25 protein-coding genes are annotated in these 25,664 nt (G+C 66.1%); 6 read left to right on the forward strand and 19 right to left on the reverse strand.

The features are described from left to right. Window positions 1-33: 33 nt before the first annotated feature. The 11 genes from DPM33_RS32260 to DPM33_RS32310 form a co-directional block, all read right to left on the reverse strand. On the reverse strand, window positions 34-846 hold the full coding sequence (locus DPM33_RS32260) for an enoyl-CoA hydratase family protein (protein ID WP_112101414.1): 813 nt from the start codon (window positions 844-846) through the stop codon (window positions 34-36). After that, window positions 843-1,307, reverse strand: a complete 465-nt coding sequence (locus DPM33_RS32265; RefSeq protein WP_112101415.1) for a MarR family winged helix-turn-helix transcriptional regulator — start codon at window positions 1,305-1,307, stop codon at window positions 843-845. Before DPM33_RS32265 ends, DPM33_RS32260 begins: the two co-directional genes overlap by 4 nt. Continuing rightward, a complete protein-coding gene (locus tag DPM33_RS32270; RefSeq protein WP_112101416.1) occupies window positions 1,301-2,074 on the reverse strand; it encodes an SDR family NAD(P)-dependent oxidoreductase in 774 nt (257 codons plus the stop codon). Before DPM33_RS32270 ends, DPM33_RS32265 begins: the two co-directional genes overlap by 7 nt. Further along, on the reverse strand, window positions 2,071-4,365 hold the full coding sequence (locus tag DPM33_RS32275) for a bifunctional salicylyl-CoA 5-hydroxylase/oxidoreductase (protein WP_112101417.1): 2,295 nt from the start codon (window positions 4,363-4,365) through the stop codon (window positions 2,071-2,073). The genes DPM33_RS32270 and DPM33_RS32275 overlap by 4 nt, the downstream gene beginning before the upstream one ends. A 198-nt stretch (window positions 4,366-4,563) precedes the next feature. Next, on the reverse strand, window positions 4,564-5,163 hold the full coding sequence (locus tag DPM33_RS32280) for a VOC family protein (protein ID WP_112101418.1): 600 nt from the start codon (window positions 5,161-5,163) through the stop codon (window positions 4,564-4,566). Between the two features lie 80 nt (window positions 5,164-5,243). Beyond that, the gene (locus tag DPM33_RS32285) at window positions 5,244-6,068 is read right to left on the reverse strand and encodes an ATP-binding cassette domain-containing protein (RefSeq protein WP_112101419.1); all 825 of its coding nucleotides are present in this window, start codon (window positions 6,066-6,068) and stop codon (window positions 5,244-5,246) included. Continuing rightward, window positions 6,061-6,939, reverse strand: coding sequence for an ABC transporter ATP-binding protein (locus tag DPM33_RS32290; RefSeq protein WP_112101420.1), 879 nt, complete (start codon window positions 6,937-6,939; stop codon window positions 6,061-6,063). Before DPM33_RS32290 ends, DPM33_RS32285 begins: the two co-directional genes overlap by 8 nt. Then, complete coding sequence (locus DPM33_RS32295) at window positions 6,936-7,784, reverse strand: ABC transporter permease (RefSeq protein WP_112101421.1); 849 nt, start codon at window positions 7,782-7,784, stop codon at window positions 6,936-6,938. Before DPM33_RS32295 ends, DPM33_RS32290 begins: the two co-directional genes overlap by 4 nt. Beyond that, window positions 7,777-8,784: an ABC transporter permease gene (locus DPM33_RS32300; protein ID WP_112101422.1), complete on the reverse strand. Its 1,008-nt coding sequence runs from the start codon at window positions 8,782-8,784 to the stop codon at window positions 7,777-7,779. The genes DPM33_RS32295 and DPM33_RS32300 overlap by 8 nt, the downstream gene beginning before the upstream one ends. Window positions 8,785-8,854: 70 nt before the next feature. Continuing rightward, window positions 8,855-10,381, reverse strand: coding sequence for an ABC transporter substrate-binding protein (locus DPM33_RS32305; RefSeq protein WP_112101423.1), 1,527 nt, complete (start codon window positions 10,379-10,381; stop codon window positions 8,855-8,857). Window positions 10,382-10,464: 83 nt separating this feature from the next. Beyond that, window positions 10,465-12,039 carry a phytoene desaturase family protein gene (locus tag DPM33_RS32310; protein WP_112101424.1) on the reverse strand — a complete coding sequence of 525 codons (1,575 nt, stop codon included), beginning with the start codon at window positions 12,037-12,039 and terminating at the stop codon, window positions 10,465-10,467. 121 nt (window positions 12,040-12,160) lie between these two features. On the opposite strand from DPM33_RS32310, the gene DPM33_RS32315 reads away from it, so the two are divergent. The 5 genes from DPM33_RS32315 to DPM33_RS32340 all read left to right on the forward strand — a co-directional run bounded on the left by DPM33_RS32315 (window position 12,161) and on the right by DPM33_RS32340 (window position 19,137). After that, window positions 12,161-12,952 (forward strand): cyclase family protein, encoded by a 792-nt coding sequence (locus tag DPM33_RS32315; protein WP_112101466.1) that lies wholly within the window; start codon window positions 12,161-12,163, stop codon window positions 12,950-12,952. A 282-nt stretch (window positions 12,953-13,234) separates the two neighbouring features. Next, window positions 13,235-14,806 carry a phytoene desaturase family protein gene (locus DPM33_RS32325; RefSeq protein WP_112101425.1) on the forward strand — a complete coding sequence of 524 codons (1,572 nt, stop codon included), beginning with the start codon at window positions 13,235-13,237 and terminating at the stop codon, window positions 14,804-14,806. Next, window positions 14,806-15,288, forward strand: coding sequence for a MarR family winged helix-turn-helix transcriptional regulator (locus DPM33_RS32330; RefSeq protein ID WP_112101426.1), 483 nt, complete (start codon window positions 14,806-14,808; stop codon window positions 15,286-15,288). Before DPM33_RS32325 ends, DPM33_RS32330 begins: the two co-directional genes overlap by 1 nt. A gap of 119 nt (window positions 15,289-15,407) precedes the next feature. Beyond that, window positions 15,408-17,561, forward strand: a complete 2,154-nt coding sequence (locus DPM33_RS32335; protein WP_112101427.1) for a thiamine pyrophosphate-dependent enzyme — start codon at window positions 15,408-15,410, stop codon at window positions 17,559-17,561. Then, on the forward strand, window positions 17,554-19,137 hold the full coding sequence (locus DPM33_RS32340) for an indolepyruvate oxidoreductase subunit beta family protein (protein WP_112101428.1): 1,584 nt from the start codon (window positions 17,554-17,556) through the stop codon (window positions 19,135-19,137). Before DPM33_RS32335 ends, DPM33_RS32340 begins: the two co-directional genes overlap by 8 nt. A gap of 23 nt (window positions 19,138-19,160) precedes the next feature. Here the strand turns inward: DPM33_RS32340 and DPM33_RS32345 are convergent, their stop codons facing one another. Then, window positions 19,161-19,607 (reverse strand): pyridoxamine 5'-phosphate oxidase family protein, encoded by a 447-nt coding sequence (locus DPM33_RS32345; RefSeq protein WP_112101429.1) that lies wholly within the window; start codon window positions 19,605-19,607, stop codon window positions 19,161-19,163. Between the two features lie 271 nt (window positions 19,608-19,878). Between DPM33_RS32345 and DPM33_RS32350 the strand changes: the two genes are divergently transcribed. Further along, on the forward strand, window positions 19,879-20,148 hold the full coding sequence (locus DPM33_RS32350) for a GCG_CRPN prefix-to-repeats domain-containing protein (RefSeq protein WP_112101430.1): 270 nt from the start codon (window positions 19,879-19,881) through the stop codon (window positions 20,146-20,148). A gap of 293 nt (window positions 20,149-20,441) precedes the next feature. Here the strand turns inward: DPM33_RS32350 and DPM33_RS32355 are convergent, their stop codons facing one another. The 7 genes from DPM33_RS32355 to DPM33_RS32385 form a co-directional block, all read right to left on the reverse strand. Further along, the gene (locus DPM33_RS32355) at window positions 20,442-21,677 is read right to left on the reverse strand and encodes a DUF1501 domain-containing protein (RefSeq protein ID WP_112101431.1); all 1,236 of its coding nucleotides are present in this window, start codon (window positions 21,675-21,677) and stop codon (window positions 20,442-20,444) included. A 19-nt stretch (window positions 21,678-21,696) separates the two neighbouring features. Then, window positions 21,697-23,154: a DUF1800 domain-containing protein gene (locus DPM33_RS32360; RefSeq protein WP_245442585.1), complete on the reverse strand. Its 1,458-nt coding sequence runs from the start codon at window positions 23,152-23,154 to the stop codon at window positions 21,697-21,699. 105 nt (window positions 23,155-23,259) lie between these two features. Further along, window positions 23,260-23,541 carry a GCG_CRPN prefix-to-repeats domain-containing protein gene (locus DPM33_RS32365; protein ID WP_112101433.1) on the reverse strand — a complete coding sequence of 94 codons (282 nt, stop codon included), beginning with the start codon at window positions 23,539-23,541 and terminating at the stop codon, window positions 23,260-23,262. A gap of 104 nt (window positions 23,542-23,645) precedes the next feature. Further along, complete coding sequence (locus tag DPM33_RS32370) at window positions 23,646-24,080, reverse strand: periplasmic heavy metal sensor (RefSeq protein WP_112101434.1); 435 nt, start codon at window positions 24,078-24,080, stop codon at window positions 23,646-23,648. After that, entirely contained in the window at window positions 24,077-24,526 is a 450-nt protein-coding gene (locus tag DPM33_RS32375; protein ID WP_112101435.1) for a hypothetical protein, read from the reverse strand. Before DPM33_RS32375 ends, DPM33_RS32370 begins: the two co-directional genes overlap by 4 nt. Window positions 24,527-24,600: 74 nt before the next feature. Further along, window positions 24,601-25,143, reverse strand: coding sequence for an RNA polymerase sigma factor (locus DPM33_RS32380; protein ID WP_112101436.1), 543 nt, complete (start codon window positions 25,141-25,143; stop codon window positions 24,601-24,603). 45 nt (window positions 25,144-25,188) lie between these two features. Next, complete coding sequence (locus tag DPM33_RS32385; RefSeq protein ID WP_112101437.1) at window positions 25,189-25,614, reverse strand: EF-hand domain-containing protein; 426 nt, start codon at window positions 25,612-25,614, stop codon at window positions 25,189-25,191. Between the last annotated feature and the right edge of the window lie 50 nt (window positions 25,615-25,664).

Below are 25,664 nucleotides of genomic sequence, written 5' to 3' on the forward strand. Positions count from 1 at the left end.
GCCGGCATGTCCGTCTTGAACGAAGACAACATTTCAATTCCCCTCGAACACCGGCTTTTCCTTGGCCACGAACGCCTTGTAGGCGCGCTCGAAATCGCCGGTCTGCATGCAGATCGCCTGTGCCTGCGCCTCCGCTTCGATCGCCTGGTCGAGGCCCATCGACCATTCCTGGTTGAGCTGCGTCTTGGTGATGCCATGCGCGAAGGTCGGGCCGGAGACGATGCGCGCCGCCATGTCGAGCGCATCGGCTTCGAGCGCCGCCGCATCGACCAGCCGGTTGTAGAACCCCCAGCGCTCGCCTTCCGCCGCGCTCATGGTCCGCCCGGTGTAGAGCAGTTCCGCTGCCCGGCCCTGGCCGATGATGCGCGGCAGGATCGCGCAGGCGCCCATATCGCTGCCGGCCAGCCCAACGCGGGTGAACAGGAAGGCGGTCTTGGCTTCCGGCGTGGCGATCCGGATATCGGAGCTCATTGCGATGATCGCGCCGGCGCCGACCGCCACGCCATCGACGGCGGAAATGATCGGCTTGCCGCAGTTGAGCATCGCCTTGACGAAGTCGCCGGTCATGCGCGTGAAGGCGAGCAACTGCTTCATGTCCATCTTGACCAGCGGCCCGATGATCTCGTGGACATCGCCGCCCGAGCAGAAATTGCCGCCATTGGGCAGGAACACCACGGCGTCGACATCGTCGGCATAGACGAGGTCGCGGAAGGTGTCGCGCAACTCCGCATAGCTGTCGAAGGTCAGCGGGTTCTTGCGCTCCGGCCGGTCGAGTCGGACTTTCGCGATCCGGCCTTCGACCTCCCAGAGAAAATGCTTCGGCTTGAGCTTGGCGATAGTGCTCATTCGCGTCCCTCCCAATTGCTGCGGAACGATTTCAGCATGCCGGTCAGCCGCCTTGCTTCTTCCTCGCTGACATTGCCGAGCAATTCGCCGACCCAGCCCTCATGCGCCGCGGCGATGGCCGCGAACGACTTCGAGCCTTCCTCGGTCAGCCGCACCATCGAGGTGCGGCGGTCGCCATTGCGGCGCGCCCGCGTCACCAGCCCTTCGGAAACCAGCCGGTCGACGATGCCGGTGACATTGCCGTTCGACACCAGCAGGAATCGCGACAGGTCGCTCATCAGCATGCCTTCCGGCGAGCGGTAGAGCGCGGCCATCACGTCGAAACGCGGCAGCGTGGTGTCGAACTCCTTCTTCAGCCGCTCGCGCAGCTCCGCCTCGATGGTGCGAGAGGCGCGCAGCAGCCTGATCCAAAGCCGCAGCCGGTCCTTGCCCGGCCCGACGGACGTCGGTCCCGCTACCATGTCTCGCCTCCGGAGATGGAGATTGCCTGTCCGGTGATCGAACGCGCGGCATCGCTGCACAGCCACTGCACGGCCGCGGCGACTTCGTCCGGCTGGATGAACCGCCCCTGCGGGTTCACGGCCGACAGGTTCTGCCTTGCTTCCTCTATTGAACGTCCAGTCTTCTCGACGATGCGTTGGACGGACTCCTCCAGCATGTCGGTTTCGACGAAGCCGGGGCAGACGGCGTTGACCGTGACGCCTGACTTGGCGGTCTCGGCGGCCAGCGCGCGCATCAGTCCGACGACGCCATGCTTGGCGGCGACATAGGGCGCGACATAGGCGTAGCCCTTGAGGCCGGCGGTCGAGGCGACGAAGATGATGCGGCCCGTCTTCCGCGTCAGCATGCCCGCCAGCACCGGCTTCACCGTCAGGAAGGCGCCGGTGAGGTTGACGTCGAGCGTGCGCTGCCAGTCGGCCAGCGCGGTCTTGTGCGCCGGCGCGCTGCCCGCCATGCCGGCATTGGCGACGACGATGTCGAACGGTCCGCGCGCCGCCTCCGCCTTCCGGTAGACGTCCGCCATTTCGGCCTCGTTCGTGACGTCGGCGGCGAGACCAAAGATGCGGTCACTCTCCTTCGCGACCTCGGCAAGCGCCGCCTCGCGCCGACCGCAGATGGTGACGGCAACGCCGGCTTTCGCCAGCGCCAGCGCGATGGCTCTGCCGACGCCGGAGCCGCCGCCGGTGACCAGCGCGTGCTTGCCGTCGATTGCCCGCGCGGCGCTCATACTTTGAGCCCCGCTGCAGCCTCGCGCTCGGCCAGCCGGTAGATCTGGTCGCGTCCGGGCAGATAGGGATCAGGCCATTTGACGCCGCGGTCGCCGAGCGTGACCGCCGCATGCAGCGTCCAGTAGGGGTCGGCAAGATGCGGCCTGGCCAGCGCCACCAGGTCGGCGCGCCCGGCCATCAGGATCGAGTTGGCGTGGTCGGGTTCATAGATGTTGCCGACCGCCATCGTCGCCATCCCGACCTCGTTGCGGATGCGGTCCGAAAACGGCGTCTGGAACATGCGGCCATAGACCGGCTTGGCGGCGATCGACGTCTGCCCGGCCGAAACGTCGCAAAGGTCGACGCCGGCCTCGCGCAGCAGTTTCGCGATCTCGACCGCGTCGGCAGGCGTCACGCCTTCGATGCCCACCCAGTCATTGGCCGAAATGCGCATCGAGATCGGCTTCTCGGACGGCCACACGGCGCGCACCGCGTGGAAGATTTCCAGCGGATAGCGCATGCGGTTTTCCAGGGAGCCGCCATAGTCGTCGGTGCGGCGGTTGGTCAGCGGCGTGATGAAGGCGGACAGCAGATAGCCATGCGCGGCATGGATCTCCAGCATGTCGAAGCCGCAGCGCCCGGCCATCTCCGCCGAGGCGACGAACTGGTCGCGGACCAGATCCATGTCGAAGCGATCCATCGCCCTCGGCACCTGGTTCTTCGGCGACCAGGATACGGCCGAGGGCGCCATCACCGGCCAGTTGCCGGAGGTGAGCGGCACGTCGGTTCCCTCCCAGCCGACGCGGGTCGAGCCCTTGGCGCCGGAGTGGCCGATCTGGGCGCAGATCTTGGCTTCGGTCTCCGCATGCACGAAATCGACCAGCCGCTTCCACGCGACCTCGTGCTCGGGCTTGTAGAAGCCGGGGCATCCAGGCGTGATGCGTCCCTCCGGGCTGACGCAGGTCATCTCGATATAGAGCAGCCCCGCGCCGCCCTTGGCGCGCTCGGCATAGTGCGCAAAATGCCAGTCGGTCGGGCAACCGTCGACCGCCTTGTACTGCGCCATCGGTGAAACGACGATGCGGTTGGCTAAAGCCATATCGCGCAGCTTGAACGGCGCGAACATCGGCGCGCGGCGCAAGCTGTTGCCGCCGGCGCCCGCCTGGCGCTGGAACCACTCTTCCGCACCACCCAGCCATTCGGCATCGCGCAGCCGCAGATTCTCATGGCTGATGCGCTGCGAGCGGGTCAGCAGCGAATAGTTGAACTGCACCGGATCGAGCCCGAGATAACGCTCGACCTCCTCGAACCATTCCAGCGAATTGCGCGCCGCCGATTGCAGCTTCAGCACCTCGGTGCGGCGGGCGTCTTCATATTTGTGGAAGGCCGCTTCGAGGTCCGGTTCGGACTCGACATAGTCGGCCAAAGCCACCGCGCTCTCCAGCGCCAGCTTGGTGCCGGAGCCGATCGAGAAATGCGCCGACGCCGCCGCATCGCCCATCAGCGCCAGGTTCTTGTACGACCAGCGCTCGCACAGCACGCGCGGGAAATTGATCCAGGCCGAACCTCTTATGTGGTTGGCGTTGGTCATCAGCGCGTGGCCGCCGAGATGTTTTTGGAAGATGCGCTCGCAGACCGCGATGGATTCCTGCTGCGTCATCTGGCCGAAACCGAAAGCGTTCCAGGTCTGCTCGCTGCATTCGACGATGAAGGTCGCGGTCTCGCTGTCGAACTGGTAGGCATGCGCCCAAACCCAGCCATGCTCCGTCTTCTCGAAGATGAAGGTGAAGGCATCGTCGAATTTCTGCGTCGTGCCCAGCCACACGAACTTGCACTTTCGCGTGTCGATGTCGGGCTTGAAGACGTCCGCGAAAGTGGCGCGCGATTTCGAATTCAGCCCATCCGCCGCGACCACCAGGTCATGCGTTTCCATGAACGGCCTTGGGTCGGAGATATCAGTCTCGAACATCAGCTTGATGCCGAGCTCGCGCGCCCTGCGCTGCAGCAGGATCAAAAGCCGCTTGCGGCCGATGCCGCAGAAGCCGTGGCCGGAAGACACCGTGCGTACGCCGTCATGGATGACGGCGATATCGTCCCAATAGGCGAAATGCTTCCTGATCCAGACCGCGCTGACCGGGTCGTTCCTGGTCAGGTTCTCCAGCGTCTCCGCCGACAGAACCACGCCCCAGCCGAACGTGTCGTCGGGACGGTTGCGCTCATAGACCGTCACCTCATGCGCGGCGTCGCGCAGCTTCAGCGAGATGGCAAAATAGAGGCCGGCTGGTCCGCCGCCGAGAACCGCAACCTTCATGTCTTGCGATCTCCTCTAGAGCAATCCCGGGAAAAATGCGTCGCGGTTTTCCGTCCGGAATTGCGTGAAACGCTCTAAGGGTATCCGGAGCCGCCGGATGGACCGGCGGGCTCCAACTGTCAGTATTGCGCTCGCGCGAAATTATTTCAAGCTTAAAGTTTTATAATTGAACGATGACCGGGAGCTTGACGGACGAGGTCATTTGGTCGGGTCCTTAGGGCTCCACAGTACCGTCTCTGCTCCCTTCTCGTAAGCCATGCCATCCGGGTAGCTGATCGCTTCCAGTTGCAACCCCCATGGCGCCTGGAAATAGAGGATGGTTTGGCCCGCCGCCGGCCCTTCCTTGACTGGCAGCGGCCCCATCCTCGTCTTCACGCCCTTGCCGTCGAGATAGGCCTTCGCGGCGGCGACGTCGTCGACATAAAAGGCGATGTGGAAGCCGCCGATGTCGCTATTCTTCGGCGTCAGATCCTTCTGGTCGGGCGCTGTGTATTTGAACAGCTCGATATTCGATCCGTAGCCGCAGCGGATCATGGTGATCTGCTCGATCACCGCTTTCGGGTCGACGCCGAGCAGGTCCTGCATGAAGGTGCCCTTGTCGTCGGCGAACGGGCCGAAGGCCATCGCCTTCTTGCAGCCGACGATAGTGGTGAAGAAGTCGACGGCCTGCTTCATGTCGGGCACGGTGATGCCGGTATGGTCATGCCCGCGCATGCCGGGGATCGAATCCGCCGAGGCCGCTCCCATCGCGCCGAACAAAGAAGCCGCGAAGACCGCCGCCTGGATCGCGTATTTCATGTCACCCTCCATTGGCGGGCTGACCTGTCATCGCGCATGTCCGAGGCCCGCTGGTCGGCATGCGGATATCGAAGCTCACTTCATGCCGGCGCTTTCGGCTGCAGCCAGTCCGCGTCGATCTCGGGCAGCGGAATGGCGGCGAGCAGATCGCGCGTGTAGGCTTGCTTCGGATGGTCGAACAGCGCGTCGGTGGCGCTGGCCTCGACGATCCTGCCTTCGCGCATGACGATCACCTGCTGGCAGAGCCGCCGGATCACCGAAAGGTCGTGGCTGATGAAGGCGACCGTCAACCCCATCTCGGCCGCCAGCTTTTCCAGCAGCGTCAGGATCTGCGCCTGCGTCGAGACGTCGAGGCCGGAGACGATCTCGTCGGCCAGCACGAATTTCGGCGACAGCGCCAAGGCCCGCGCGATGCCGACGCGCTGGCGCTGGCCGCCCGACAATTCGTGACGGTAGCGGCCGGCGAAGCTCTGCGGCAGGCCGACGCGCTGCAAGGCTTCCGCCACGCGCTCCTTCAGCCTGTCGCCAAGTCCGTTCTGCCTCAAGGGGGCGGCGATGATGTTGAAGATCGTATGCCGCGGGTTGAGCGACGACATCGGGTCCTGGAAGATCATCTGCAGGTCGCGGCGCAGCGGCCTGAGCTCTGCTTCCGTGAGATGGCTGATGTCGCGCCCTTCGAAGTGGATCGAGCCGGCGGTCGGTTCGAGCAATCTCACCAGCGCGCGGCCGAGTGTCGACTTGCCGGAGCCGGATTCGCCCACGATGCCGGTGACGGATCCCCTCGGCAGGTCGAAATCGAGCCCTTTCAGGATTTCGGCCAGCGGCGCGCGGCCGATCAGCGGCTTGCGCGTCATGTCGGGCAGCGCCACCTTCAGCCCGCGCACGGAAAACAGCGGCTCAGCCATGGCCGGGCCTCCAGGACTGGTCGGCGGCGGCGATCTCGGCCGCCAGCCCGGCAAGCACGCTTTCGTCCACAGGCTTCAGCGAGGCATAGGGATCGGTGTAGCGCGGCGTCGCCGCGATCAGCGCTCGCGTGTAGGCGTGCTGCGGGGCCGCGAAGAGCTGGGCGGTCTCGGCTTCCTCCACCACCTTGCCGGCATAGAGCACCGACACTTTCTGGCTGATCTTGGCGACGACGCCGAGATCGTGGGTGACGAACAGGATCGCCGTGCCGTGGTCGCGCTGCAGCTGCGCGATCAGCCGCAGGATCTGCTTCTGCACGGTGACGTCGAGCGCCGTCGTCGGCTCATCCGCAACGATCAGCCTCGGCTCCGCGGCGAAGGCCGCCGCGATCAGCACGCGCTGGCGCATGCCGCCGGAGAGCTCGTGCGGATAGCTCTTCAGCACGCGCTCGGGATCGCGGATCTGCACCTCGTCGAGCAATTGCCGAATGCGCTTGTCGGCTCTCTCGCCGCTCCATCCGAGGATGCGCACCAGCCGGTCGGTCATCTGCGGGCCGATGCGGCGCGACGGGTTGAGCGCGGTCAGCGGATCCTGCGGGATCAGCGCCGTGCGCGCGCCGATCAGGGTCCGCCGCGCCTTGGCATCGAGCTGGCCGAGGTCCTCGCCTTCGATCAGCATATCGCCTTCGACGACGCGCACGCTTTTCGGCAGCACGCCGAGCACCGCCTTGCCGATCATCGTCTTGCCGGCGCCGCTCTCGCCGACCAGCGCCCGCACTTCGCCCGGCTGCACGGTGAGCGACACCGAGCGCAGCACGCGCTGGCCGTTGGGCAGCACGGCGCTCAAGCCGCGGATGTCGAGACAGGCGCTCATCGCAGCACCGGATCGAAGCGCGCCTTCAGCGCTTCGCCGAACTGGCTGAAGGACAGCACGGTCAGGATCAGCGTGATCAGCGGAAACACCAGCACCCACCAGGCCTGATGGATCGACAGCCGGCCCTCGGCGATGATGCTGCCCCAGGTCGGATCGTCGGTCGAGATCGACAGATTGACGAAGGACAGGATCGCCTCGACGATCACGGCGATGCCCATTTCGAGCGACAGCAGCGCCACCACCGAAGGCAGCACATTGGGCAGCACCTCGCGCAGCATGATGCCGGTGCGGCCATAGCCGGCGATGCGCGCGCTCTCGACATAGTCCATGCGCGCCTGGCTCATCGCTTCGGCGCGGATCACCCGGCAGAAGCGCGTCCAGTCGATGATCGCAATCGCAAGGATGACGGAGCTCAGGCTGGTGCCGAGCACCGCAACCAACAGAATGGCGAACAGCACCGGCGGGAAGGCCATCCAGACATCGACGACGCGCGAAATGATGCGGTCGGCCCAGCCGCCGAAGTAGCCGGCGATCAGCCCGAGCGCCGAGCCGATGAGGCAGGCGGACGTTGCCGCCGCGAAGGCAACGATGAAGGCGATTCGTCCGCCGAAGATCAGCCGCGACAGCAGATCGCGTCCCAGGCTGTCGGTGCCCAGCCAATAGCCGGGCTCGGCGCCATCGAGCCAGAAGGGCGGCAGCCGCTCCAGCATCAGGTCTTGCGCCAGCGGATCCTGCGGCGCGATCAGCGGCGCGAAGATGGCCGCCAGCAGCGCCAGGAGCAGCCAGCCGCCGGCCAGCCACAGCCGCGGGCTCAGGCCACGTCGGGCGATGCGCGCCTCATCCATGGCGCAGCCTCGGATTGAGCAGCGCATACATCATGTCGACGGCAAGGTTGATCAGCACGAAAAGCAGCGCGAACACCAGCACGATGCCTTGGATCAGCGGCAGGTCGCGGTTGATGACGGCATCGATCGCCATGTTGCCGAGGCCTTCATAGGAAAACAGCCGCTCGACGATGACGGTGCCGCCGATGAGGAAGGTGAACTGCACGCCGACCAGCGTCAGCGTCGGCAGCGCCGCGTTCTTCAGCGCCTCGCGCAGGATCACCTGCGTCTCCGAGAAACCTTTGACCCGCGCCAGCACCACATAGTCGAGGTCGAGCACTTCCTTCAGCGACTGTTTGAGCAATTGGGCGATGATCGCCGCCAGCGGCAGCGCCAGCGCCACGGCGGGCATCAGCATATGCTTGAGCAGGTCCCAGGTGAGGTCGAAGCGCAGCCTGAGCAAGCTCTCGACGAGATAGAACTGGGTGACGAAAGGCAGGTCGAGCTCCGGCGACACGCGGCCGGAAATGTCGAAGACGGGCACCAGAACGCCGAACAGAAGGATCAGCACCAGGCCCCACAGGAAATCGGGGATGGAAAGCGTGGCGCCGCTGGCGATGTCGATGCTGGCCTCGACCGCCGTGCCGCGCGAGCGGGCGCCGAGGATCGCGGCGGTAGCGCCGAGCGCGATCGCCATCAGCAGCGCCACGGTCGCCAGCTCCAGCGTCGCCGGCAGCCGGTCGAAGACCAGGCCGAGCACGTCCTGGCGCAGCGAGATTGAGGTGCCGAAATCGCCATGCAGCACGCCGCCAAGCCAGATGAAGAATTGCTGCACGATGCTTTTGTCGAGCCCATAGAGCGCGCGCAGCCGGGCGATGTCGTCATCGCTGGCGCCGGGCGGCAGCATCATGGCGATCGGGTCGCCGGGCGCGACGCGGATGACGACGAAGACGACGATGGCGACGCCGAAAAGCGTCACCAGCATCGTCAAGAGACGAACGAGGAATCTCTGCAGCAGCATGCGCCCATATGCCCGGATGAAAATGCGCGCCGTCTTGCGGACGGCGCGCGCGGCAATCCAAGGCCGATGATCAGGCCGGGGTCATCAGCGCCGGCAGCAGCGCACCGGACACATGCTGCACGACATTGACCTTCTTCGAATGCACGATCGGCTGCGCATACTGCATCAGCGGCAGCACATAGGCCTGCTCGGCGATGTATTTGTCGACGGCCTTCCAGCCGGCGATGCGCTTGGCCTCGTCCTTCTCGCCCCAGAGCGGGTTGATCATGTCGACAAGGTCCTTGCTGTCCCACACCGAATGCGGGCTCGGGCCGTACATGGCGAAACCGGTCGAGGTGGTCGGGTCGCCGATGGAGTTGCCCCAATTGTAGAAGGCGGCCGGCGCCAGCTTGTCGGCGGCGCGCAGCTCGTAATGCTTGGCGATCTCGTAGACCTCGATATTGGCCTCGATGCCGACCTTGCGCCACATGCCGACGATCGCCTGGATCATCTCGTAGTCCTTGGGCTTGAAGCCCTTGGTCGTCTGTATGGTGAACTTCACCGGCTTCTTGGTCGAATAGCCGGAAGCGGCAAGCAATTCCTTGGCTTTCTCCGGATTGTGCTCGACCTTGATCGAGGGATCGAAGGCCGTGTATTCCGGCGTCTCCAGCGTCGCGATCGGCTGGCCGTAGCCGCGCAGCAGGCGCTTGACCAAGAGCTCCTTGTCGACCGCCATCACGGCCGCCTGGCGGACGTTCTTGTCCAGCATCGCCTCGATGTCGTTGAAGAAGATCATGCCGATGTCGGAGACGTTCTTGATCGAGCCGGCGAGCCCGCTCTTCTTGATGAGGCGGTCATATTCCTCATAGGGGACTTCGAGCGTCACCTGCGAGGAGCCGGATTCGATCTCGGCGACGCGGCTGGCCGCATCGGTGACGAACTTGATCGTCACGTTCTGAAAGGCCGGCTTGGCGCCCCAGTAATTCGGATTGGCCTTGAGCCGCAGGAAGGCGTTGCGCTCGAACTTGTCGACCATATAAGGCCCGGTGCCGATCGGCGCCTTCTCGAAACCTTCGGCGCCGACCTTCTCGTAATAGGCCTTCGGCATGATGTAGCCGGTCAGGAACGACATCCACTTGAAATAGACCGGGTCGAACTGCACGACGTCGCCGGTGATCTTGTTGCCGTCGATCTTGAAGTTGTTGACGTTCTTCCACACGAACTGGATCGGGTTGCCGGTCTTCTCGTCGCCGGCCCGGGTCAGCGACCAGACCACGTCCTCAGGTGTGAAGGGCGAGCCGTCATGCCATTTGACGCCTTCGCGCACCGTCATCGTCACCTTGGTGCGGTCGTCGTTCCAGCCCCATTCGGTGAGCAGGCCCGGGGTAAAGGAGAGGTCCGGCTTCTGGCCGATGATCTGGTCGAACACCGACTGGTAGAGGCCCTGGATGGTCGGGTTCACCGCCGAGGGGCCGGTCGTCGGATCCCAGGAGGGCAGGTTGACATTGTAGGCGATGGTGAGCTCGTCCGCCGCCTTTGCCGCTCTCGGCAGGCCGAGCGTCGCCGCGCCGATCGCCGCCGCGCCATATCCAAGCAAGTCGCGTCTGTTGATGGTCATGGTCGTTCCCCTTGTTGGTTGTCATTGTACGCGCGGCGTTTTCATTCGGTGGTGGGCAACCGCGCCTTGTCCATCCCGGAATTCTAGTTCCCTCCCAGCTGTTGGGCGAGCATGAAGCCGGAGCCCGCGCCCGTGCCGGCCCCAGGCCATGTCGCGGCTCCGGTCAGGTATAGGTTGGCGACCGGCGTGTTCCAGCGCGCGAAGCCGCGCGCCGGGCGGAACAGAAAATTCTGCGCCAGGTGGTGGCTGCCGCAAATCTGATCGCCGCCGACGAGGTTCGGGTTTTCGCGTTCGAGATCGAGCGGCGAGAAGATCGCGCTGCCAAGGATTTTTTGGCGTAGGCCCGGCGCGTAGCTCTCGATGATGTCCAGCACGCGCTCAGCATAGGCGTCCTTCACGGCATCCCAGTGCGCCGGCGCGATCTTGCCCGCGGCATCGCCGAGGATTTCCGCCGGCAGCATGCGCACCTGCACCCACAGCACATGCTTGCCCTGTGGCGCGCGCGACGGATCGACGGCGGTCGGCTGGCCGACGACCAGCACGGGCTGATCGGGCAGCAGGCCGGCGGTCGCCTGCTGGTAGGTGCGCGACATGGCGTCGAGCGACGGCGCCAGATGCACATAGGCGAACTGGCGAAGTTCGGCGCCGGCGCTCCAGTCCGGCAGATCGTCCATCGCCAGATGGATCATCATCGTGCCCGGCGCGTGACGGAATTTCTGCATCGCCGCATCGAAGCCGGCGTCGCCCGAGCCCTTGGGCAGCAGCTTGCCCGGCAGCGCTTTCGGCGCGACGCCGGCAATGACGGCCTTGCTGGCGACATGGAAATCACCCGAAGTCAGCCGCACGCCCGTCGCCCGGCCGCCGGCAACCGTGATCTCGGCCACGTCCGCGCCGGTCGTGATCTGGCCGCCGGCCGCCGTCACCATGCCGGCCAACGCGCGGATGATGGTGTCGGCGCCGCCCTTGCCCAGCACCATGCCAAAGCTCTGATTGGCCATCGATTCCAGGTAGGGGAAGACGGCGCCGCCGGCGATGTCGGGCGCGAAGTCGAGATGCATGCCCCAGGCGGCTAAAGTCGTGCGCACATGCGGCGTCTCGAAGTTTTCTTCGAGCCAGGCGCGGGGCGAGGAGAGCAAAAGCCGCCCCGTATCCAGCGCGCCGGAAAAACCCTTCTTGCGCCACAGGTTCCAACCGGTGCCCGCCAGCGCCCTTGCGCCCATTGGTGATCCCAGCAGGCGGAACAGGTGTTCGGCCTCACCCGGAAAGGCGCCCACCAGCCGGCGCCATGTTGTGGCGTCGGCGGCCGAGAAGGCCGCCAGCCGCGATGCGGTCTTTTCCAGGTCGTTGCTGACGCCGAACCATCTCCCGTCCGGGAAGGCGCTGGCAAAACAATCGGCCACCGGCGCGAATTCCAGCCCGTGGCCTTTCAATTCATTTGCATATTTCCGGTGGAAGGCGGAGCCGGCGAACAGGCTCAGGTTCATCGCGCCGAAATCGTGACGGAAGCCTGGCAGGGTGTACTCTGCTGTCCGCACTGCACCGCCAATTGCTGCACTGCGTTCGAAAACCGCTATTTTCCAGCCTTTGAGCGCCAGATGCGCGGCGCATGCCAGACTGTTGTGGCCCGCCCCGACAAAGATGGCGTCGAACTCGCTCACGCCCCGCCCCGAAAATGCTTTATGCTTAAAGATAATTGCAGATGCATATGTTTTCGTCTAGTAGGTATATTAAGGGCCGCAACGAGCCTTGATGATCACCGACAAGAGGGAACGAAAGACCATGGACACGCAGAAACTCCTCGGCGAGGTCGCCGGCCAACTGCTCTCGGGCGCCATCAGGGTGGTCGACCTGTCGGCGCCGCTCGGGCCCGACACGCCGCTGATCAAGCTACCGCCGGAACTCGCCGTCGACACGCCGAAGGTCGAGATCCACGCCATCTCCAAATATGACAAGAACGGTCCGTGGTGGGCGTGGAACTGGCTGAAGCTCGGCGAGCATTCCGGCACGCATTTCGACGCGCCGCAGCACTGGATCACCGGCAAGGACTATCCGGACGGCGCCACCGACACCATTCCGGCGCAGAATTTCGTCGGCCCGGTCAACGTTATCGACTGCTCGAAAGAGTCCGCCGCCGATCACGACTTCTTGCTCACCGTCGACCACATCAAGGCGTGGGAGGCCAAGCACGGCGCCATCAACCCTGGCGAATGGGTGGTGATGCGCACCGACTGGTACAAGCGCAACGGCTCCGAAGCCGAGTTCCTCAACGCCAATGAGACCGGCCCGCACACGCCCGGCCCTACGGCCGAAGCCATCCAGTTCCTGATCAGCAAGGACATCAAGGGCTGGGGCTCGGAAACGATCGGCACCGATGCCGGCAAGGCCGGCGGCATGGAGCCGCCGTTCCCAGCGCACACGCTGATGCACAAGGCCAACCGCTACGGTCTCGCCAGCCTGTGCAATCTCGACCAGCTGCCGCCGAAAGGCGCGATCCTGATCGCGGCGCCGCTGAAGATCGAGCACGGCACCGGCAGCCCGATTCGCGCGCTGGCGCTGGTGCCGGGCAAATAGGCGAGGTGGCGGTCTTCGGGAGAAGATCATGCTGGCGGGCAAAGGAGTGATGACGAGGTTGAGACGGCCGTCTTGGAGCGTCAGCGCACCACGGCGCCCCCCTCTGTCCTGCCGGACATCTCCCCCACTTGGGGGGAGATTGGCAGTTTCGGCGCCCCGCTCAACCCTGCACCGTGGACAATTGGCGAAAGCCGTGATGGCGGCTGATCTCCCCCCAAGTGGGGGAGATGTCTGGCAGGACAGAGGGGGGCGCGAAGGAACGTTGGCAAAGGGCAACTATCAATGACCGCCCCCGATCACATCATCGTCGGCAGCGGCATCAACGCCCTGGTCTGCGCGGCGATGCTTGGCGCCAAGGGCGCCAAGGTGCTCGTGCTCGAGCGCAACGACCGCATCGGTGGCTGCATGCGAACCGAGGAGGCGACAGTGCCCGGCTTCGTCCATGACGTGATGGCGACGACCTTCGTGCTGTTCATCACCTCGCCGGCCTTTGCAGCACTCGGCAAGGATCTCACGCGGCACGGCCTGGAGTTCTGCCACACGACGACGCCCACCGGCGTGCTCAGGCCCGACGGCAGCCATGCCGTGCTCACCACCAACCGTGCCGCCAACATCGCGGCGCTCAACGCAATTGCATCCGGCGACGGCGACCGCCATGGCGGCGATGTCGGCTGCATCGAGCGCAATGCCGGGCTGCTGTTCGGCCTACTCGGCGGCGCGCTCTGGTCCTATCCGACGACGAAGCTCATCGCCGGCGAAGCCTGGCGGCGCGGCCCGCGCAACCTCGCCGCCTTCCTCGGCGAGGCGCTGGCGCCCGCGCGCGGCTGGCTGGAAACCGCCTACACCTCCGATACCGTGCGCGCGCTCTGGGCGCCTTGGGTACTGCATGCCGGGCTCGGTCCGGAGGACGCATTTTCGGGCCAGATCGCCAAGGTCATCGCCTTCGCGCTGGAGGCCGCCGGCGCGCCGATCGTCAAGGGCGGCGCCAGGAACCTGCTCGCCGCCTTCGAGGCGCTGATCAAGGAGCGCGGCGGCGAAATCCGCGTCAATGCCGACGTCGCTACGATCGTGCAGACCGGCGGCCGCGCCTCTGGCGTGCGGCTCGTCTCCGGCGAAACGGTGAACGCCAGCAAGAGCGTCGTCTGTTCGGTCACGCCGACGCAGCTCTATGGCCGCCTGCTCGGCGACGCGGCGCCAAAGCGCGACGTCGATGCGACGCGCGTTTATCGCTACGGCAAGGGCAACTTCCAGATCCACTATGCCCTGAACAGGCCGCCGGCCTGGCGCGGCGAGGGCCTCGACAAGGTGGCGCTGCTGCATCTGACGCCGGGGCTCGACGGCGTCTCGAAGGCCTGCAACGAGGCGGTGCGCGGCCTGCTGCCGGAAGTGCCGACGATCTGCGTCGGCCAGCCGCATGCGCTCGACCCGTCGCGCTGCCCTGAGGGCAAGGCGATCCTATGGCTGCAACTGCCCGAGGCGCCGCGCCACATCAAAAGCGATGCCGCAGGCAAGTTCGAGGCTCCTGCCGACGGCCGTTGGAGCGAGGCGTTGCGCGAGGCCTATGCCGACCGCGCCGAGGCGATCCTCGCCAATCATATCGAGGGTTTTCGTGAGACCATCATCGCGCGCCGCGCCTACTCGCCGGCCGATCTCGAAGCGATGAACATCAACCTTGTCGACGGCGATCCCTATGGCGGCTCGTCGACCATCGACCAGTCCTTCCTGTGGCGGCCCTTCAAGGCCAGCCGCAACCATGAGACCGGGATCAAGGGCCTCTATCACATCGGCGCCTCGACCCATCCGGGCGCCGGCCTTGGCGGCGGCTCCGGCTTCCTTTTGGCGGGGAAGCTCTGATGGAACAGAAGCTCGCCGAAAAGCGCCAGCGCATCTCGACCCTCGGCCAGATCGGCCTGCAGCAATTCGCGCCCTATCTGATGAACCGCATCATGGGACGCTACAACGCCACTTTGCGCGAGGATTTCCGCAAGCAGGGCCTGACCATTCCGCAAGTGCGCACGCTGGCCGTGCTTTCCGTCACCGACGGCGTCACCGTCAACGACCTCTCGGTCTACACGGTGATCGAGCAATCGACGCTCAGCCGCACTCTCGACACGCTGGAGGGCCAGGGCCTGGTGCGGCGCGAGCAGGGCGTGACCGACAGCCGCTTCCGCCATGTGTTCCTGACCGACGACGGGCGCGCGCTGTTCACCCGCGCCTGGCCGGCCATGCACGACGCCTTCGAGGCGATGTTCGACGATGTCGACGACGCCGAATACGCGGCGCTGATCGCGACGCTGCAGAAAATGCTGAAGAACATCCGCAAGCACGAAATCTGATGCATGTCGCCCAAAAGTGGATCCCGGTTTTGGGGGAACGACATGCATAAACAAGAACTCTAGATGTACGCGCCGCCGCTTCCTGGCGATGGGGAGGGCGGCAACGGGAGGAGGCAGGGATGGCCGAACGGTCTTTTGCCAAGGAAGTCGAAAAACTGAGGCTGGGCGCCGGCGAGGAGTTCGCCGGCGAGGGCATCCTCGCCATCACCAAGGCGCTGCTGCAATGCGGCGTCGGCTATGTCGGCGGCTATCAGGGCGCGCCGATCAGCCATCTGATGGATGTGCTGGCCGACGCGCAGGATATCCTTGGCGAGCTCGGCGTGCATTTCGAGGCGAGCGCCTCCGAAGCGACCGCCACCGCCATGCTTGCCGCGTCCGTGCATTATCCGATCCGCGGTGCCGCCACCTTCAAATCGACCGTCGGCACCAATGTCGCTTCCGACGCGCTCGCCAATCTCGCGTCGGGCGGTGTCACCGGCGGCGCGCTGATCATCGTCGGCGAGGATTATGGCGAGGGCTCCTCGATCATGCAGGAGCGCAGCCATGCCTTCGCCATGAAGAGCCAGGTCTGGCTGCTCGATCCCCGCCCGAACCTGCCCTCGATCGTCAAGGCGGTCGAGGATGGCTTCGAACTGTCGGAGGTCTCCAACACGCCGGTGATGCTGCAGGTGCGCATTCGCTGCTGCCATGTCCACGGCCACTTCATCGCCAAGGACAACAAGCGCCCGCCGATGTCGGTCGCCGACGCGCTGTCGGCGCCGCGCCGCGACACCGGCCGCATCGTTTTGCCGCCCGCCTCCTTCCTGCATGAGAAGGAAAAGGTCGCCAAGCGCTGGCCGGCGGCGGTGGATTTCATCAGGAGCCGCAAGATCAACGAGATGTTCGGGCCGGATCACGGTTCGGTCGGAATCGTCATGCAGGGCGGCATGTACAACTCCGTCATCCGGGCGCTGCAGCGGCTCGGCATCGCCGACACCTATGGCGACACCGCCGTGCCGCTTTACGTGCTGAACGCCGTCTATCCGCTGGTCGACGACGAGTTCCTTTCGTTCTGCGAGGGCAAGCAGGCGGTGCTCGTCGTCGAGGAAGGCCAGCCCAATTATATCGAGCAGGCCTTTGCCGCGATGCTGCACAAGGCCGGCCGCGGCACCAAGCTGGTCGGCAAAGAGCATCTGCCGATGGCCGGCGAATATACCGGCCAGGTCATGCTCGACGGCATCGGCTCCTTCCTGCGCGCCAACGCCCCGCATCTGCTGCCGGGCGAGGTTCGCGCGCCGAACAAGCTGGGCGAGGGCGTCGACACCGCCGACCTCATCAATGTCGTTCCCGGCCGCCCGCCGGGCTTCTGCATCGGCTGCCCCGAGCGCCCGATCTTCGCCGCGACCAAGCTGGTCGAGCAGGAACTCGGCAAGCACCACATCGCCTCCGACATCGGCTGCCACCTGTTCTCGATCATGCCGCCCTTCGAGCTTGGCGCCACCACCATGGGCTACGGGCTGGGGCCGGCCTCGGCTTCAGCGTTCAATTCGCCCGAAGCAAAACGCCGCTCGATCGCCTTCGTCGGCGACGGCGGCTTCTGGCACAACGGCCTCACCTCCTCGATCGGCAATGCCGTCTTCAACAAAAACGACGGGGTCATCGTCATCGTCGACAATTTCTACTCGGCCGCCACAGGCGGTCAGGACATCCTGTCGTCGCGCGCCTCGAATCGGACGAAGTCGACGAAACATCCGATCACCGAGGCGGTGAAGGGGATGGGCGTCAAATGGCTGCGTCACATCGACCGCACCTACGACGTCGGCAAGATGCAGGCCACGTTGCGCGAGGCGCTGACCACCGGGGAGAAGGGCCCGAAGGTCATCGTCGCTTCGTCGGAATGCATGCTCAACCGCCAGCGCCGCGAAAAGCCGCTGATCGACAAGGCGATCAAGGGCGGCGAGCGCGTCGTGAAGCCGAAATTCGGCGTCGACGAAGATATCTGCACCGGCGACCACGCCTGCATGCGCCTCTCCGGCTGTCCGTCACTGTCGGTGAAGTCGCTCGACGATCCGCTGCGCGACGATCCTGTCGCTTCGATCGACCAGAACTGCGTCGGCTGCGGCAATTGCGGCGAGGTGGCGGATGCCGCCGTGCTTTGCCCGTCCTTCTACCGCGCAGATGTCGTGCACAATCCCAGTAGCTGGGACCGTTTCCTCGAAAGCGCGCGCCGCGCCGTGATCGGCCTTTTGCAGCGGCGCCGCGAGAGCCGCCGTTTGATGTTTGCCGATGCTTGACCAGGCTTCGCCCCTTCGCCCGAAATCGGGCGCCCACGATGACGAGCGCGTGCTAAAAATCGCCGTGCTTGCCGTCGGCGGCCAAGGCGGCGGCGTGCTCGCCGACTGGATCACCGACGTCGCCGAGCGCAGCGGCTACATCGCCCAGTCGACGTCGGTCGCTGGCGTCGCCCAGCGCACGGGTGCCACGATCTATTACATCGAGATGGCCCGCGACACCGGCCGGCTGCCGGTCTTCGCGCTGTCGCCCTCGCAGGGCGACGTCGACATATTGATCGCAGCGGAGCTGATGGAGGCCGGCCGCGCCATCATCCGCGGCTTCGTCACGCCCGAGCGCACGACACTGATCACCTCCTCGCACCGCATCGCCGCCGTCTCGGAAAAGATCGAGCCGGGCGATGGCCGCGCCTCGTCGGAAAAGGTGCACGCGACGGCGCAGGCGGCGGCGAAGCGCTTCATCGCCTTCGACATGGAAAAGATCGCCGCCGACAACGGCACCATGATCTCGGCCAGCCTGCTCGGCGCGCTGGCGGGCTCGGATGCGCTGCCGTTCCCGCGCGAAAACTACGAGCAGGCGATCGGCGCCGGTGGTCGTGGTGTGAAAGCCAGCCTCGCCGCCTTCGGCGCCGCCTGTGATCGCGCGCGCGGCATTTCGGCCGCACCGTCGAGCGAGAAGGCATCGGCGCTTGCCACTTCCGAAATCCAGCCGACGCCAACAGTCCGTGGCCCGGAAACGCAGCTGAAAGGCTGGCGGGAACTTGCCGCCCGTGTCGCGGCGCTGCCGGAGCCGGTGCGTGACATGGCCGAGCGTGGTCTGAAGAAAGTCGTCGACTATCAGGATATCGCCTATGGCGGCGAGTATCTCGACCGGCTGGACAAGGCGATCGCGCTCGACAATGCGGAGCGCGGCTACGCGCTGTCGATTGCCGCGGCAAAGCACCTCGCCAACGCCATGTGCTACGACGACATGATCCGCGTTGCTGATCTGAAGACGCGTTCGACCCGCGACAAACGCGTGCGCAAGGAAGTCGGTGTCAAGCAAGGCTCGGTCCTGCAGGTCACCGAATATTTCCATCCGCGCATCGAGGAATTCTGCGGCACGCTGCCGGCGGGGCTCGGCGGCTACATCGAAAGCCGGCCGAAGCTCGCCGCCTTCCTCGACCGCCGCATCAATCGCGGCCGCCACATCCGCACCGACAGTTTCAGCGGCTTTGCCATGCTCTGGTTCATCGGCGGCCTGCGCCGCTGGCGCCGCCGCCTGCTGCGCCACAGGATCGAGGTCGAGCATCTGGAGCGCTGGTATAGCCTGGCGCTTAGCCACGCTCGCCAAGACTACGCGCTCGCCACGGAAATCCTGAACTGCCGCCGCCTGATCAAGGGCTACAGCGACACCCATGCCCGCGCCCAGTCGAAGTTCGACCGCGTGCTCTCGGCGCTGCCCATGCTCGAGGGCCGCGACGACGCCGCCGACTGGATCCGCCGCCTGCGCGAGGCGGCGCTGAAGGACGAAAAGGGCGACATGCTGGACGGCGCGCTGAAGACCGTGGCGACGCTCGGAGACAGCCCGGCCTCATAACGGCTTGCTGCCACGGACGCTGGCTATTCAGTGGCTTCGCGTCCCGAGACCTGTTCGACGAGGATCCGGAAAAAGACATGCGGCAGGTTGTCTGACAGGGGCGGCGTGGCAGGCTTGAGCGCGCCGGGCTCCCACCAGTCCGTGTGCTTGCTCAACACCGCCCAAGCATGGTCGAGCTGAACCTTGTGGCCAACCCGATCCGGCAGTTCCTCATAGCGGCCCTCGACGATCACGCTTCGCCAGCCGCGCCCCTGGGTGTGTTGTTCCACCTGAGCGCACACCAGGGGGTTCTCCCGCATCCAGTCGATCTTCTTGCCGAGCAGGGAAAAGGCGTAGAGATGGCTATCGGCATAGGCGTAGTTGAAGCACACGACATAGGGTTGTCCGTCCTTCACGCATGCCAGGTGGCCAGTGCGGTTGGCCGCCAGCATTTTCGTGCATTCCAGCGCAGAAAGCGTGCGGATCATCATCGGTATGATCTCCTGTTTCGGCGGGCCTTCGGCCTTAACGCCATCGCCGTCGATCGGTTTTCATCAATCTTAGTGTGGGACTGATCCAAGCTCATTGATATGGATCAATTCGACATTGCGCCGAAGGCCTGCCGGACCGACCCGCCGCGGATCGAAACAGTCGGCCGGCGCTGCCTCGAACCGATCTAACGAACATGTGATCCATTCCGCTCCGACGGATTTCGCCCGATCCTCCGTTTCACGGAGGTAGGGACGAATTACGGAGAGAGAAATGTTCGCAAAATACTTACTGCCCATCGCCTTGGCCGCCGGCACTTTGATTCTGTCCGCCGCCGGTTCCGAGGCCATGCCGCTCGTCAAGCCAGGCGCCGCGCCGTTGCCGATCGAAACCGTCGGCTGGCGCTGCGGTCCCGGCTGGCACATGAACCACTGGGGCAGATGCGTGCCGAATGGCCGGGTGGTCATCCGCCCGATGCATGTGCGCCACTGGCACCCCGGCTTCTGGTATCATGGCCGTTGGCACCCCGGCTTCTGGAGCTGATGATCGCGCGCCCGCGCTGGCAACGGTCCGGGCTTTTTTTGTTGGGGTCATGTAGGGGCTTGGCCGCGGCCTCCCAAATTCGTCATCCACGGGCGTAGCGAAGCGAAGACCCGAGGATCCATGCCGGGACCTCGGTCAAGGGACGCAGCGGCCCAGAATTTTGGACCGTAGCGGCGCTCCTGAGTCCCGGCATGGATTCTAGGGTCTGCGCGCGTCGCTTCGCTCCTTGCTCCGCCCTAGAATGACGAACTACAGCCGACGCCGCACCCGTCACCGATCAACGAAGTCGCAAGTCACACCACCAAATCCCGCATCGGCTTCACCGTCGCCGACTCCGGAAACACCTTGTCGCCCAGTACCGCCGCCGAGAGCCCGAACTGATCCGCCAGCAGGCCCTTCAGCACCGCGCGCACATCGCTGGTCGGCGCCAGGTCGCGCTGCTCGTAGAGCTGCGCCGGCTTCAGTCCCGGCCAGTCGGCTATGACGCGACCGCCCTTGATCGCGCCGCCGGCGAGCAGCACCACGGTGCCGGTGCCGTGGTCGGTGCCGACCGTGCCGTTGATGCGCGCCGTGCGGCCGAACTCGGTGATGGCGACGACAGCGGTATCCTTCCAGCGCGCGCCGAGCCCTTGCTCGAACTCCTCGAAGGCGCCGTCGAGGCCGCCGAGCAGGTTGGCGAGCCGGCCGGTTGCGCCGCCTTCGTTGACATGCGTGTCCCAGCCGTCGAAAGCGAGCGCGGCGATGCGCGGTCCGTCATCGGCCGCCATCAGCCTCGCCGCGCCCTGCGCCGACTGCCGCATGCCGGCGGCGTTGTCGAGGCCGCCTTTGGGCTTCATCGCCTTGCCGTCGAGTTGGTCGCCCATCGCCATCCGGTCGGCATCGAGACCTTTCTGCAGCGCTGCCGCCAGCACCGGATCGCGATGGTTGTAGAGGTCGAGCACGCGTTCGGCCAAGGCGTCGCCGGGCGTCGGCAGCGCCTGCGGCGCCCAGCCGAGCACGGGCGCGGCGCCGCGGATCACCAGCGGCGTCGAAGGCCCGACGGCGAGCCCGCCGGCCTTCGTGATCCGGTCGCCCGCCGGCAGGTTGGCCAGTGCACGGTTGAGCCAGCCGGTTGCCGCGTTGCCGGGGCCGGGCAGGCCGCTTTCCAGCACGTCCTGGCCGTCGAAATGCGAGCGGTCGCGATAGCCGGTCGCGGCGGCATGCACCACTGCCGCCTGGCCCGATTTGAACAGGCGTGCAAACACCGGCATTGCCGGGTTGACGGCGAAGAAGCCGTCGAGCGGCAATGCCGGGTTGGCGCCTGAGAGCGAAAGCGCGATGTCGCCATGCAGGCCGGCATAGTCGGGGTCGCCGACCGGACCGACCGTCGACAGCCCGTCCAGCGCGCCGCGCAGCACGATGACGATCAGCCGCGGGTCGCGATTGTCCGCGCGGGCAAAGCGCGGCAGGAATGCCCAGGCAAACAATGCCCCGCCGGTCATCAGCATCGCGCGGCGGGACAGGCTGGGGGTTTCGCACAAAAGGCTCATGAGGATATCTCCGTTGCTGTCACCGGCGCTGGAACTCCGGCGCCATCAACAGCAGCGCCAGGCCCTGCTGTTTGGACTCGGCACGCGAAATCGCTTGGCTCGTCTCGGCCGAGACGGACGTGCCGATCAAGGAAGCCAGCATGTCGTTGGGATTGCCGATATCGTCGGCCTGCCTCGCCGCCTGCCAGGCGATGTCGAGGCGCGTCTTCATGCCCTCGGCCGATGCCCAGGCATCGGCGCGGTCGGGAAAGCCGTTCGGTCCCGGCGGTTGCCACAGCGGCTCGCCCGACACCGCCAGCCAGCGCAGCGACCGCTGCGGCTCGTTGCCGGCGGATGGACCGATCGCGCGCCGCAAAGCGACGACATAGTCGAAGGGCGAGCGCAGCTTGGCCAAAGGCGTCGACCAGGCTTCGGGCATGTCGATCAGCGCCAGCGCCATTGCGCGCAGGTCGCCATCCGACTTGGTGAAGACTGAGGCGAGGCGCGCGACCGACTGCGGCGGCGGGTCGTCGGCGATGAAATGGCGGGCAAGCTTGGTGGCGATGTGCTGCGCGGTGGCCGGATGGCGGGCTATGTCGTTGAGCGCGGCTTCCGCCTGGCCCATGCCAGCGCCCGGATAGGCCTTACCGAGCAGCATCGCCCCGCCCGGCTGATGCGTGTTGGCGTTGAAGACGAAGGTTCCCGGTTCTCCCAGCCGCCCCTCGCGTCCCGCCATCGTCCAGCCGGTCAGCATGCCGGCGAAACTGGTGACGTCGGCTTGGACATAACCGCTGCCGACGCCCAGCGTGTGCAATTCCAGGATCTCGCGGGCGAGGTTCTCGTTGAGGCCGCGGCCGCGTCTTTTGCCGGCGCGCGAGTCCGGCCCGATCGACTGCTGGTTGTCGAGGTAGAACAGCATCGTCGGATGATGCTCGACCGCCAAGAGCATGTCGGCGAAGCGGCCGAGCACGAAGGGGCGGATCGCCTCGCGCTCGAAGGCGCCGGCGCTGGCCCGCACCACCGGCGCCTTGGCGGCGGAGACGCAGAAATGGTTCGACCAGAAGCCGACCAGGCGCTCGACGAAACCAGGCGTCGCGGCGAGCGCCTTGTCGAAGCGGGCCTGCGCTTCGTCGCGATAGATATCGGCCTCGACGCGCGGCACCGAAGGCTTTGGTTTTGTCTCGGCCGGGCCGGCCGGATCAGCCGCCGCCGTCGGCTGCATGGCGGCCGCCGCCTTCTCGTCCCGCGCCGTCTTGCGCTCCATGGCTGCCGCCATGCTGGCCTGGATCGCCGCGGTGCTGTCCAGCAACCCGGCATTCCGCGGATCGTCGGGCGGAATGAGCGCGATGTCCTGCTGCTTGAGCTCGGCCTTGAGGTAGCCGCGCGGATCGGCGGCGACCTTGCCGAGCTCGTCGCCCGGTCTTGCGCCGAGGCCGAAGCGATTGAGCGCGACCAGGGCTTTGTCAGGCGGTACGGGATTTGAAACCGGTGCGGCCAACGTAGCCTCCGTCCGAAGCCGACGCTGATCGCAGCAGCCGGTATGTTCCATGGATCGCAAGGGCGTCATGACGCCGGCCGCAGCACCGGCGTCATGAGGCGGCTCTTACCAACGGCGCCAGTGGTGCCACCGGTGATACGGGTGCCAGACCGGGCCGATATAGACGCGCGGTCCGTAATAATAGCCGGGATAGATCACGCGGCGATTGGGAACGCAGCGGCCCCAGTAGTTGGGATGCCAGCCCGGACCGCAGCCCCAGGCAACATGCTCTATCATTGCCGGCGCCGGCGCGACCGGTGCAAGCGGCATCGCCGAGGCGGCGCTGGCCGCGGCGGCTCCGCCGATGGCGAGCGCTGCCGCGAGCGAATATTTCGTCAGACCATTCATGGGATACTCCCGAGAGTTTCGAGGTTGAAGAGAACCTGCCGACATCGTTGGCGGGCCTGTCCCTCTTTCCCTTGAACGGGGCGTCTCCGCCCTTTCCGTCGCTGCTAGGGCGATTTTTTTACGGGCCTGCCAGCGCGCCGCAGCAGGGCATCCGCCAGCAACTGGCGATCCTCGGGCGAGCTCGACGCCGCGAATTCGACGATGCGCTGTTCCAGCCGCATGCGGATGGTGACGTCGGCGTTGCGCGCCCGCTCCAGCGCGGCGGCAAGCGCGGCGCTGTCGAGAGTCGGCTGCTGCAGGAGGTTGGCCGCGTCGCGTCGCGCCGCCTGGCCGTCGAGGATGACATCCCGCGATTCCCGGCGCACCTCGCGCAGCGCCTGGCGGAAGGCCTTGCGGTCGGCGGAGGGCAGCCGGCCGCCCGCCGATTCCAGCGAATAGCCCGGGTTGGATTTGCCGATCAGCCAGCCGGCGCCGCCGGCGAGCGCGCCGATCAGAAAGACGTTGAGCACCAGGGATGCTGCGACGAGACGGGGGTTCATAGGTCCTCCTCGATCTGGTCGGCGTCGGGACCGGCATCGCCGAACGACGTCGCATTGGCGTCCATGACATAATGGTTGGACGGGATGTCCGGATTGACCACGGTCACCAGCGCCAGCCCGGCCACGGCGCCGGCAAGCCCGACGCCGGCGAGCCCGAAGCCCAGCCACCAGAACCGGCGGCGGCGCACCTGCCGGACCTCGGTCGCGGCCTTGGCGACAATCATGCCATGAAGCGCTGGGCTGGGCTGCTCGACGCGATGCCGGTCGAGCAGCGCATCCAACTTGCCGGCGCGCCGCAGGATGGCCCGGCCTTCCTCGGTCTCGGCGAACCGCACCGCCGCGGCCTGCTCGGCCTGCGGCCAGCGGTGCAACGCGCTGCCATAGCCGTCCGCCAGCGCGGCGAAGCGCCCGGCATCCATCGGCCCTTGCGTCGTCTTCTCAGCCATTTCGTTCCCCCTTCCACCGTTTTGACGTGGCCCCCCACGTCCTCATCCGCGAAGCCGCCGATCTCCCTGTTGTCTCAGTCATCGCCATCGTCTCCGATGAGCATCGCCTGCAAGGCGCGGCGGCCCCGCGCGAGCAGGCTTTCCAGCGCATCGACGCTGACCTGCATGGCGCTGGCCGCCTCGATGTTGGACAGGTCCTGATAATACACCAGCACGATCGCCTCGCGCTGGCGCGGCGCGATGCGCAGCAAGGCCTGGCCGACCCGCCGCTCTTCGTCGCCCGGCAAGGCGTCGGGAAGCGGCGTCTCATCGGCTACCTCCGGCAACTCGTCCGTCGTCCATTCGCGCCGGCGCCGCAGCCGGTCGTAGCAAAGGTTGAGCGCAACGCGGTGGACCCAGGTGTCGAACCGCGCGCCTTTCTGGCGCCAGCCCGAAGCGTGGCGCCAGATGCGTACAAAAGTCTCCTGGGCGACGTCTTCCGCCTCCGCCGCGTCGCCGAGCATGCGTCTCGCCAATGCCAGGATGCGCGGCAGCTTGCGCGCCACCATCGCCTGCACGGCGGCGGGGTCGCCGGCGCCGATGCGCCGTACCAGTTCCTCGTCCGGATCGGCGCCCATCAATCAAGGCGCTCGCGATTGTCATTATGCGGCATAGCCTCTTGGTCATTGCTCCTCATTGGGAGCGGATTTGTGGCCCGGCCTCTCGTCGTCGCTGAGCACGCCGTCGCCATTCTTGTCGAGCTTGACGAAGCGTTTGGCGAGGAAAGCGTCGAGCTCCGCCTTGTCGACGACGCCGTCCTTGTTGGTGTCCATGCGCGCGAAGGATTTGGCCGGATCGCCCTTGGCCTTGCGCGCGGTCTGGGACGCGGTCCATTCGGCGAGGCTGACCTTGCCGTCATTGTCGGTGTCGGCCCGCATGAAGGCCTTTTCCCGTCGCTTCTCGAACTTCTCCAGCGTCAGGCCGGACTTGGCGGGAGCGGGAGCCGAGGTGGCCGGGGCCGGCACGGGGGCAGGGGTCGGCGTCGTCTGGGCGACCGCGGCCGCGGTCTGCACACCAAGGGCAACGACGAATATCGTGGGGCGGATCATGCTCTCGTCTCCGGTTGGGCGCGGCCATTGGCGGCCACGCTTCAGCCGTT

The organism is Mesorhizobium hawassense, from assembly GCF_003289945.1.
Lineage (GTDB): Bacteria > Pseudomonadota > Alphaproteobacteria > Rhizobiales > Rhizobiaceae > Mesorhizobium > Mesorhizobium hawassense.